Origin of the sequence: Bradyrhizobium sacchari, from assembly GCF_002068095.1 — a bacterium.
Lineage (GTDB): Bacteria > Pseudomonadota > Alphaproteobacteria > Rhizobiales > Xanthobacteraceae > Bradyrhizobium > Bradyrhizobium sacchari.
Genome location: NZ_LWIG01000012.1, coordinates 252,888 through 263,125 on the forward strand (window position 1 = coordinate 252,888; position 10,238 = coordinate 263,125).

10 protein-coding genes are annotated in these 10,238 nt (G+C 65.2%); 1 reads left to right on the plus strand and 9 read right to left on the minus strand.

All coding sequences use genetic code 11. The annotated features are described in order from the left end of the window. Positions 1-2 precede the first annotated feature (2 nt). The 8 genes from A5906_RS16415 to A5906_RS16450 are packed head-to-tail and all read right to left on the minus strand — an operon-like array spanning position 3 to position 8,367. Positions 3-722, minus strand: a complete 720-nt coding sequence (locus A5906_RS16415; protein ID WP_080136416.1) for an ABC transporter ATP-binding protein — start codon at positions 720-722, stop codon at positions 3-5. Next, the gene (locus tag A5906_RS16420; protein ID WP_080136417.1) at positions 715-1,470 is read right to left on the minus strand and encodes an ABC transporter ATP-binding protein; all 756 of its coding nucleotides are present in this window, start codon (positions 1,468-1,470) and stop codon (positions 715-717) included. Before A5906_RS16420 ends, A5906_RS16415 begins: the two co-directional genes overlap by 8 nt. After that, complete coding sequence (locus A5906_RS16425; RefSeq protein ID WP_080136418.1) at positions 1,467-2,465, minus strand: branched-chain amino acid ABC transporter permease; 999 nt, start codon at positions 2,463-2,465, stop codon at positions 1,467-1,469. The genes A5906_RS16420 and A5906_RS16425 overlap by 4 nt, the downstream gene beginning before the upstream one ends. Then, on the minus strand, positions 2,462-3,337 hold the full coding sequence (locus A5906_RS16430; protein ID WP_080136419.1) for a branched-chain amino acid ABC transporter permease: 876 nt from the start codon (positions 3,335-3,337) through the stop codon (positions 2,462-2,464). Before A5906_RS16430 ends, A5906_RS16425 begins: the two co-directional genes overlap by 4 nt. Before the next feature lie 11 nt (positions 3,338-3,348). Next, the gene (locus A5906_RS16435; protein ID WP_080136563.1) at positions 3,349-4,590 is read right to left on the minus strand and encodes an ABC transporter substrate-binding protein; all 1,242 of its coding nucleotides are present in this window, start codon (positions 4,588-4,590) and stop codon (positions 3,349-3,351) included. 23 nt (positions 4,591-4,613) lie between these two features. After that, positions 4,614-6,989, minus strand: coding sequence for a xanthine dehydrogenase family protein molybdopterin-binding subunit (locus A5906_RS16440; protein ID WP_080136420.1), 2,376 nt, complete (start codon positions 6,987-6,989; stop codon positions 4,614-4,616). After that, a complete protein-coding gene (locus A5906_RS16445; RefSeq protein WP_080136421.1) occupies positions 6,986-7,510 on the minus strand; it encodes a (2Fe-2S)-binding protein in 525 nt (174 codons plus the stop codon). Before A5906_RS16445 ends, A5906_RS16440 begins: the two co-directional genes overlap by 4 nt. Next, positions 7,507-8,367 carry an FAD binding domain-containing protein gene (locus A5906_RS16450; protein WP_080136422.1) on the minus strand — a complete coding sequence of 287 codons (861 nt, stop codon included), beginning with the start codon at positions 8,365-8,367 and terminating at the stop codon, positions 7,507-7,509. The genes A5906_RS16445 and A5906_RS16450 overlap by 4 nt, the downstream gene beginning before the upstream one ends. 256 nt (positions 8,368-8,623) lie before the next feature. On the opposite strand from A5906_RS16450, the gene A5906_RS16455 reads away from it, so the two are divergent. After that, the gene (locus A5906_RS16455) at positions 8,624-9,244 is read left to right on the plus strand and encodes a TetR/AcrR family transcriptional regulator (protein ID WP_080136564.1); all 621 of its coding nucleotides are present in this window, start codon (positions 8,624-8,626) and stop codon (positions 9,242-9,244) included. Here the strand turns inward: A5906_RS16455 and hutU are convergent. Further along, positions 9,245-10,238 (minus strand): urocanate hydratase (gene hutU, locus A5906_RS16460; protein ID WP_080136423.1); only part of this gene is annotated, 994 nt, incomplete at its 5' end.

Sequence of the window (10,238 nt, forward strand, 5' to 3'; positions counted from 1 at the left end):
CATCAGACCGCGCAATATCGTTCCTGGATGTCCTTGTCGGCCAGCAGCGCCGCGGCACTGCTTTGATGCACCACCTCGCCCTGGTCGATGATGACGGCCCGATCGGCGAGTCGCAGAGCCCATTCGACGTTCTGCTCGACCAGCAGCAGCGTCTTGCCCTCGTTCCGCAGGCGGCGGAACAACACGCCCATCTCCTCGACCAGAACAGGCATGATCCCCTCCGACGGCTCGTCGAGCAGGATCATTTTGGGTTTTGCGATCAGTGCCCGCGCGATCGCCAGCATCTGCTGCTCGCCGCCGGAGAGCGTCACGCCCTCCTGATCGAGGCGCTCCTTGAGCCGCGGGAAGGTTTCGGCGATCTCGTCGATCGCCGCGCGCTCATCGATCTCGCTGCCGGCTGCGACGAGGCCGAGCCGAAGGTTCTCGCGCACGGAGAGCCCGGGAACGATACGGCGCTCCTCCGGCACGTAAGCGAGGCCGAGATGAAAGCGCTGATGGGCGCGGAGCGGCAGAAGATCCCTGCCCGCGAAGCGCACGCTCCCCGTCGCCTTCGGCATCAGGCCCATCATCGCCCGCAACGTCGTGGTCTTGCCGGCGCCGTTGCGGCCGACGAGGGCGACCACCTCGCCCGGCTTCACGTGCAGCGAGATGCCATGCAGGATATGGCTCGCGCCATACCAGGCGTGGAGGTCGTTGATTTCGAGCAGCGCGGTCTCAGCCATAGCCTTCACTCTGTCCGAGATAGACCCGGCGGACTTCCGGATTGCTCCTGATCTCGTCGGGCGCGCCGTCCGCCAGCAGGCGGCCGTGATGCAGCACCACGACGCGCTTGGAAAGGCCCAGCACCATCTTCATCTTGTGCTCCACGAGGAGCACGGTGCGCCTGTCGGCGAGGCGCTCGAGCAAGGCGACCATGTCCTTGGTCTCTTCCGGCCCCATGCCGGCGGTCGGCTCGTCGAGCAGCAGCAGCTCCGGCTCGGAGACCAGCGCGATCGCGATTTCCAACGCGCGCTGCTGGCCATGCGAGAGGAACTTTGCGAGTTCGTTCCGCTTGCTGAGCAGTCCCACGGCCTCGAGCGCAGCGTCGGCACGCGCATGCAGTTCCGCCAGCCGGGCCCGATTGCGCCAGATGTCGTAACTCACTGTCAGCGCCTGCGCCGCGACGCGGACGTTCTCGTGCACAGACAGATCCGGAAAAATGTTGGTGATCTGGTAGGACCGCGAGATGCCCTGATGCACGAAGCGATGCTGGGGCAGGCCGTTCAGCTCGCGGCCCCTGAAATGCAGCTTGCCCGACGTCGGGGTCAGCGCCCCCGAGAGGATGTTGAAGAAGGTGCTTTTGCCGGCGCCGTTCGGCCCGATAATCGAGGTCAGCTGTCCAGCAGCAAAGGACACGGTGATGCCCTCGAGCGCGACGAAGCCGCCAAAGCGTTTGCCGATTCCCTCGGCGCGAAGCAGCTCGCCGCTCATGGCCGCGCCTTTCCGATGCCGAGCATGTCGAGCGGCGTGCCCCAGATGCCCTTGGGCAGGAACAGCACGAACAGCACGAAGATCGCACCGACGAAGATCTGCCAGTGCGGCGTCCAGAGCGAGATGACGTCCTCCAGGATCAGGAAGCTCGCCGCACCGACGAACGGCCCGAAGAAGCTGCGGGCGCCGCCGAGCAGCACCATCATCACGATCATGCCGGAGGTCTGGTAGTGCAGGATGTCCAGCGGCACGATCGACAGGTGCAGCGCCAGCATGCAGCCGCCAAGGGAGGAGATCGCGCCCGAGAGCATGAACACGATCAGCTTGCTGCGCTCGACGTCATAGCCGCAGGCGCGCGCCCGCTGCTCGTTCTCCCGGATCGCCTCGATCACGGCACCGAACGGCGAGTTCAGGATGCGCGACTGGAACCACATCGCCAGGGCCGCGAAGGCCATCAGCACGTAGTATTTGTTGACGGGGTCGAGGAAGTTGACCTGAAGGCCGAACAGGCTGATGCGGTCGACGGTGAAGCCGCGCAAACCGTTCTCACCTCCGGTGAAAGACGCAGCCTGGAGCGCCACGTAATAGACGAGCTGGGCCAGCGCGAGCGTCACCATGGAGAAATAGATGCCCCGGGTCCGCGTCGAAACCAGGCCGATTGCGGCAGCAAGGCAGGTACTGAGCAACACCGCGATCGGCACGGCAGCGAACCAGGGCACGCCGAAGCGGCCGATCGCGATACCGGTGAAATAGGCGCCCGCACCGAAGAAGGCCGCCTGGCCGAACGACAGCAACCCGGTGTAGCCGAACAACAGATTGTAGCCCATCACCACGACACCGTAGATCAGGACGTTGACCGCCAGCGCCTGCGAGGGCAGCAGCCAGGGCAGCAAGGCCAGCACTGCGATCGACAGCAGCACACGCTGCTCGAGCAGCCAGCCGATCCCGCCGGACGAGGATTTGGCAAGCGCTTCGCCGCTCGAAGGGTGCGTCATGCGGTCCTTCCCCTCACGCCGAACAGGCCTTGCGGGCGGATCAAGAGCACCACCGCCATCAGCGCGAACATGACGATGGTGGCCATTTCAGGGGCGAACAGCGCCACAATGCTGACGGAGACGCCGACCATGAGGCCGGCGACGACCGCCCCGACGATCGAGCCGAGGCCGCCGATCACGGTGACCACGAAGGCCTCGGCCAGCACCAGGGATCCCATCTCCGGATTGACGCTGCGCATGGGCCCGGCCAGCACGCCGCCGAGCGCGGCGAGCCCGACGCCGAGGCCGAAGATCGCGAGCCAGACGCGGCCGATGTCGACGCCGAGCACCTGCATGATGGTGGGATCGCGGGCGCCGGCGCGCACGATCAGACCGACGCGCGTCTTCTCCAGCGTCAGCCAGAGCACCAGCAGAACGACCGCCACCAGCGCAATCACGAACAGGCGGTAGCGCGGGAAGAAGCCGATACCGAGATCGAGCACACCGACAAGCTGGATCGGGGTCGGAAATGGAATGCCGTCGCTGCCGAACACGATGCGCACACCCTCGACCAGGATGTAGCTGAGGCCGAAGGTCAGCAGCAGCGGATCGTCGATGGAGCGTCCATAGAGCCTGCGGATCAGGACGAACTCGATCAGCATGCCGAAGGCGCCGATCAAAATGGGAGCGAGCAGCAACCCCCACCAGAAACTCCCGGTGAGGGATGCCAGATACAGTCCCGCATAGGCTCCGATCATGAACAGCGCGCCATGGGCGAAATTCACCACCCCGAGCATGCCGAACACGATCGTCAGTCCAAGCGCAGTGATCACCAGCACCGCCCCAAGGGCGATCCCGGAGAGAAGCTGCATGATGATCAGCGACAGGTCCATCGTCACAAGACTTAGGTCGCGTGGCCGAGCTCGCTGCACGTCCGCAGCATGTCGTCGGAGCCCGCATCGTTGGCGAGAATGGCGAACAGATCGTTCTCGTTGGCCATGGCTGACTTCTTCTTGGACTCCAGCACCAGCACCGACTGAACCGACTGGTGGTCGCATTTGCGATAGTGCTGCGCGCCCTTTGTCAGATCATATTGCAGCTTCTCAAGGGCATCGACCACCTTGTCGGTGTCGGTGCCGCCGGCCGCCTGCATGGCCGCCAGCAGCGATCCGACGCCGGAATAGCCATAGGCGCCGTAGTCGGTCGGGATCGCCCCGCCATTGGCGGCCTTGAACGCCGCGTTGAAGACTGCCGCCGACGTGCTCTGCGTCTCCAGGCCCCAATAGTAGTTGGCGCCACCGACCACGCCCTCGAACACGTCGGGGCCGACCGCGAGCCGCTGGTTGTGCAGGATCACGGGGACGACGATCTTCATCTGCTGCTTAACGCCGAAATCCACGGCCTGCTTGATCGCATTGGCCTGGTCGCGGCCGAAATTGGAGATGCAGAGCACATCCGGCCGCATCGACATCAGGCGGGGCATGAAGGTGGAGTAATCGGCCGCGCCGAACGGATGCAGGATCTCGCCGACATTGTCCGCGCCGATCGCCGCCTGCGCGCGCTTGAAGCCGCGCAGCATCTCGTGGCCGTAGGCATAGTCGGCGACGAGATGGGCGACCTTCATGCCCTTCTTGAGCGTCTGCCGCGCCACGGCCGCCGTCGTCATGTGCGGGTTGAGCGCCTCGTGGAAGGTGTATTTGCTGAAATCCTTGGCTTCGTTGATGGTGTCGGACTGGCTGATCGACACGTAGATCACGCCGCGAGCGCGGGTGACCTCGTTGACCGCGAGCTGCACGGCGCTGGAGAGCGCTCCGACCACGGCATGGACCTTGTCCTTCTCGATCAGCTCGAGTGTGCGGGTCGCCGCTTCGCCGGCGTTGAGCTTGTCGTCACGCACCAGCAGCTCGACCTTGCGGCCGCCGATGCCGCCCTTGTCGTTGACGAGCTTGACGGCGAGTTCGGCGCATTTGACCTGATCGCGCGCTTCCGCGGCGAACGGTCCGGTCAGCGGGGTCGGGAAGCCGATGCGGATCGCCTCGTCCGCGGCGCGCCCGAGCCGCGGCATGGCGAGCATCGCCGCGCCAGCCGAGAGGCCGGCGAGCGCGGTGCGGCGGGATATCTTCGACGTCGAGCCGGATTTGGGCATGATTTCCTCCAACTGTCTTTTTTCTAGAAACGCTTCAGGGCTTTCAGGACTTTTGCGGGCGTGATCGGAATCGAGTTGATGGTGGCGCCGAACGGCGCGAGCGCATCGTTGACGGCGTTGAGCACGCAAGCCGACGCCGCCGCCGTGCCGGCCTCGCCAACGCCCTTGGCGCCGAGCTCGGTGTCGGCGGTCGGCGTCTCGACATGGGCAATGACGATGTCGGGCATCTCCATCGGCATCGGAACGAGATAATCGGCGAGCGAGCCGTTCATGAGCTGGCCGGTCTCGCTGTAGCGGCATTCCTCGAACAGCGCGGCGCCCAGCCCCTGCACGATGCCGCCACGAAGCTGCTCGTCCACCAGCATCGGATTGATGACGCGGCCGCAGTCCTCGACAATGAAATGCTTCAGCACCCTGATGAAGCCGGTCTCGACATCGACCTCCAGCGAACAGCCCTGGATGCCATTGGTGAAAGCGAACGGATAGCCTTGCGGGGCAAAGTGGTGGCTGACCGTGAGCTGTGCCTGCGTGCCCGGCGGCAGCGTGTCGGAGCGAAAATAGGCGATCCGCGCGATCTCGGCGATCGGCAGCCGCGGCTTGCGCGTGCCGGCATCGACGACCTCGCCATCGACGATGTCGAGCGCCGACGGTTGCTCCTGCAGAATCAGTGCAGCGATCTCCAGAATGTTGCGCTTGAGCCCGCGCGTTGCCTGCAGCGCCGTCTCGCCGCCGATGCCGGCGCCACGGCAGGCCCAGGTGGCGCCGCCATGCGGCGTCACCTCGGTATCGCCGGTGATGACCTTGACGTGCTCTGGCGCGAGGCCGAGCTGGTCGGCCACGATCTGGCTGATGATCGCCTCGGTGCCCTGGCCCTGCTCGGTGACCGAAATCATGCAGCGAACCTCGCCCGACGGCGTCAGGCTGAGGATCGCGCCATCCTGCGAGGAGATGCGCGCGCCGCCGACGCCGTAGAAGGCGGGGCTCGGATTGGTGATCTCGACAAAGGTCGCAATCCCGATGCCGCGATAGACGCCGCGCTGGCGCAAATCGGCCTGCTCGGCCCGCAGGCCGTCATAGTCCATGATCTCATGCAGCCGCTTCAGGCAAGCCTGATGCGACAGAGCCTCGAAACGATAGCCGGTCGCCGAGGTCTGGGGATAGGCATCATCCGCGATCACGTTCTGCGCACGGATGGCGAAGGGATCGAGGCCGAGCTTGCTTGCCGCCATGTCGACCAGCCGCTCGGTGACGGCGCAGGCGATGGGATGACCGACGGCGCGATACTGGCTGGTCTGCACCTTGTTCTGGAAGATCACCTCCAGCGAGGCGCGATAGTTCTTGAAGCGATAGGGCGCGCCCATCAGGCGGATCACCTGATTGCCTTCGACCACGCTGGTGCGCGGATAGGTCGAGAAGGCGCCGACCGCGGTCAGGTCCAGCACGTCCATCGCGAGGATCTCGCCCTTCGCATCCAGCGCCATCCGCGCACGGACGCGGTGGTCGCGGGCATGAATGTCGGAGACGAAGGACTCGATGCGGTCGGCGACGTATTTGACGGGACGGCCGAGCAGGATCGATAGGCCGACCACCGCCATGTCCTCGTGATAGACATGCAGCTTCATCCCGAAGGAGCCGCCGATATCTGTCGCGATGACGCGGACGCGCGCCTCGGGGATGCCGTAGTGGCGCGAGTAAAGGTCCTGGAACTGATACGGCGTCTGCGTGGCGTGGTGAACGGTCAGCATCCCGGCGGCGGGATCGTAATCCGCGACGATCGCGCGCGGCTCCAGCGTCACCGCGGTATGGCGGCCGAAGGTGAATTCTTCTTCGACCACGTGGGTCGCATGCGCAAAGGCGGCGTCAACGGTGCCGTTGTCGAGCTGGCTACGGAAGCAGGTGTTGTTGGCGCTGCCGGGATTGATCACCGGGCCGCCAGCCTCGCGCGCGCTGTCGATATCGACGACGACGGGTAGATCCTCGTACGCGATCTCAATCAACTCCAGCGCATCTTCCGCAATTGCCCGGCTCTCGGCGACGACGGCAACCACCGCCTGCCCGGCCCAGACCACGCGATCGACCGGCAACGGCAATTGGGGCGCCGATGTCATGCCCTTGAAATGGTCGAGCGTGCCGGTCCACGGCGTGCAGATCCTTGCGAGATCGGTGCCGGTGGCGACCAGATGCACGCCATCGAGCGCGCGAGCTTGCTCGGTATCGATCGAGACGATCTTGGCATGCGCATGCGGGCTGCGCAGGAACCCGGCATGGAGCATGCGCGGCAGCTTGAGATCGCTGACGTAGCGTCCCCGCCCGGCAAGCAGCCGCTTGGCGTTCGGTCGCGGCACCGAACGGCCGATATAGGAATTGGGGCGGTCGAGCGAGGTCAGCGGCGCGCTCATGTCGCGCCTCCACCTTCGCTGCGCGCTTTCGCCACCGCGTCGATGGCGTCGACGATCGCTTCATAGCCGGTGCAGCGGCAATAATTGCCCGACAGCGCGTCGCGGATTTCCTCACGGCTCGGCTGCGCCACCTGCGACAGCAGCTCGTGGGCATTGACCAGCATGCCCGGCGTGCAGAAGCCGCATTGCAGCGCGTTGCGGCGATGGAATTCGGCCTGAAGATCGGCGATCACGCCGCTCTCGGTCAGGCCCTCGATGGTGTCGATGGTGGCGCCGTCCGCCTGCACCGCGAACATCAGGCAGGAATGCACGGCACGGCCGTCGAGCTGCACGAGGCAGGCGCCGCAGGCGCCCATCTCGCAGCCCGCATGGGTGCCCGTCAGCTCCAGCGCGTTGCGCAGGCAATCGACCAGCGTCTCCCGCGGCGCGACCTCGCAGGCAACCTTGCGGCCGTTGACGACGAAGCGGACCCGCACAGTCGCGTCGGATTCATCCAGCAGGGTCCCGTCAAAGCCGCTCATGCGCCCTCGCCCAGACGTCCGAGCAGGCGGCCGAGCAGCACGCGGGCGAGATGCAATCGCATCGCCGGCGGCACCTCGTCGCTGTCGGGCGGCGCCAGATCGCCTTGGAGCGCGGCTTGAGCTGCGGCGATACGCTCCGCATCCAGGCGCGAGCCGATCAGGGTCGCCTCCGCCCCCTTCGCCCGGGTGGGCGTATTGCCGACAGAGAAAAACGAGATACGGATGTCGTCGATGAGGTCGTCCGTGCACGTCGCCATGATCCCGCAGCCGACCAGCGCGTAGTCCCCGCGCCGTCGCGCCAATTCGTCGAACGCAAAGCGCTGATCGGCCTTGAACAGGGGAACGTAGACCGCGGTGATCAATTCGCCGGGCTGCAAGGCGGTCTCGAACAGATCGACGAAGAAATCATCGGCCTTGACCCGCCGACGGCCGGAGGCGCCGGCGATCTCGATCTCGGCATCGAGCGCCAATGTCATTGCCGGAAATTCCGACGCAGGATCGGCCAGCGCGACGCTGCCGCCAAACGTGCCGCGGTTACGGATCGCGGGATGGGCGACGAACGGCGCCGCGGCATGCAACAGCGGCGCGAACTCGGCGATCAGCGGCTCGCTCAGCATCTCGCAATGGCGCGTCAGCGCACCGATGCGCAAATGCCCGCCTTCACGGCTGACGCCGCGCAGTTCGCCAATGTGGGTGATGTCGATCAGCAGGCGCGGTGCCTGCAGCCGCAGCGACAGCGCCGGCACGAGGCTCTGGCCGCCGGCGATGAAGCGCGCGTCATCCCCAGCGCGCGCGTGAGCATCCAGCGCCTGGTCGATCGTCGCAGCACGAAAATAGCTGAAAGCCCTCGCCTTCACCGCCCGTTTCCTCAGAGATCCATCGGCTCATCAGCCGGGATGCCAGATTTGTAACCACCTGGTCTCAAAATCCTGACACGCCGCCATGAGGCGGTCAACAAGAAATGACCATTTGGTTACAAATGCCGCTTTAGGCTAAGAAGGCAGCCTGAGATTGCTCAACAGCGACGAAATGGCCCGAAAAGCGCAGAAACCAGCGAAGCGACCGGTCCGGAAGCGGACCGAGACCGACAAGTCCGCGCCAAAGCGCCGCAACATGCGTGCGCCCGACCGCGAACGGGCGATCGTCGACGAGGCGATCCGCTTCTTTGCCGAGCATGGTTTTGAGGGCCAGACCCGCGAGCTGGCAAAACGCATGGGCATCACGCATTCCGCGATCTATCGCCACTTCCCGAGCAAGGAAGCGCTGATCGAACGCGTGTACCAGGAGGTCTATCTCAGCCGCTGGTCGCCCGATTGGGGGCCGATGATCCGCGACCGGTCGCAGTCGCTCGAGGCGAGGCTCACGCGCTTCTATCTCGATTATGTCGAACGCGTGTTCGAGTACAATTGGGTGAGGATCTTCGTCTTCTCTGGCATGAAATCGTTCGGCATCACCGGCCGCTACCTCGACATCGTCCGCCGCGAGATCATCGAGCCCGCAGCGACCGAGCTACGCCACGATCTCAAACTGCCGGATGCGAAGGCACATCCCCTCAGCGAGCGCGAGACCGAGCTGTTCTGGGGCCTGCACGGCCGCATCTTCTATCTCGCCATTCGCAAATTCATCTATGGAACGCCGATCCCGCCCGATCTCGACGCCATCGTCCGCGACGCCGTCCAGACCTTCATGGACGGCGCGAAGATGACGATGCCGAAGCTGCTGGTGAGCGGCTAGCTACTTCGAAAGGCTCGGCAGATCGAGCCCCTTGTCACGAGCGCAGTCGATCGCGATGTCGTAGCCCGCATCCGCATGGCGCATGACGCCGCTGGCGGGATCGTTCCAGAGCACGCGCTCGATGCGTTTTGCCGCTTCCGGCGTGCCGTCGGCCACGATCACCATGCCGGCATGCTGGGAATAGCCGATGCCGACGCCGCCGCCATGATGCAGCGAGACCCAGGTCGCGCCGCTGGCGCAATTGAGCAGCGCGTTGAGCAAGGGCCAATCGGACACCGCGTCCGATCCATCCTTCATCGCCTCCGTCTCGCGGTTGGGGCTCGCCACCGAGCCGCTGTCGAGATGATCGCGGCCGATCACGATCGGCGCCTTCAATTCGCCGCGCGCCACCATCTCGTTGAAGGCAAGGCCGAGGCGATGGCGATCGCCAAGACCGACCCAGCAGATCCGCGCCGGCAGGCCCTGGAACTTGATGCGCTCCTTGGCCATGTCGAGCCAGTTGTGCAGATGCTTGTCGTCCGGCATCAGCTCCTTGACCTTGGCATCGGTCTTGAAGATGTCCTCGGGATCGCCCGACAGGGCGGCCCAGCGGAACGGCCCGACGCCGCGACAGAACAGGGGACGAATGTACGCCGGCACGAAGCCGGGGAAATCGAAGGCGTTCTTCAGGCCCATGTCCTGCGCCATCTGGCGGATGTTGTTGCCGTAGTCGAGTGTCGGAATTCCCTGCGCATGGAAATCCAGCATGGCCTGGACGTGCTCGACCATCGAGGTCTTGGATGCGCGTTCCACCGCCTTCGGATCGGAGGCGCGCTTGGCCTCCCAATCGGCGAGCGTCCAGCCCTTCGGCAGATAGCCGTTGATCGGATCATGCGCGCTGGTCTGATCGGTGACGATGTCGGGCTTGACGCCGCGGCGCACCAGCTCCGGGAAAATCTCGGCGGCATTGCCGACCAGGCCGACCGAAACTGCTTTCTTCGTCTTTGCGGCGTCC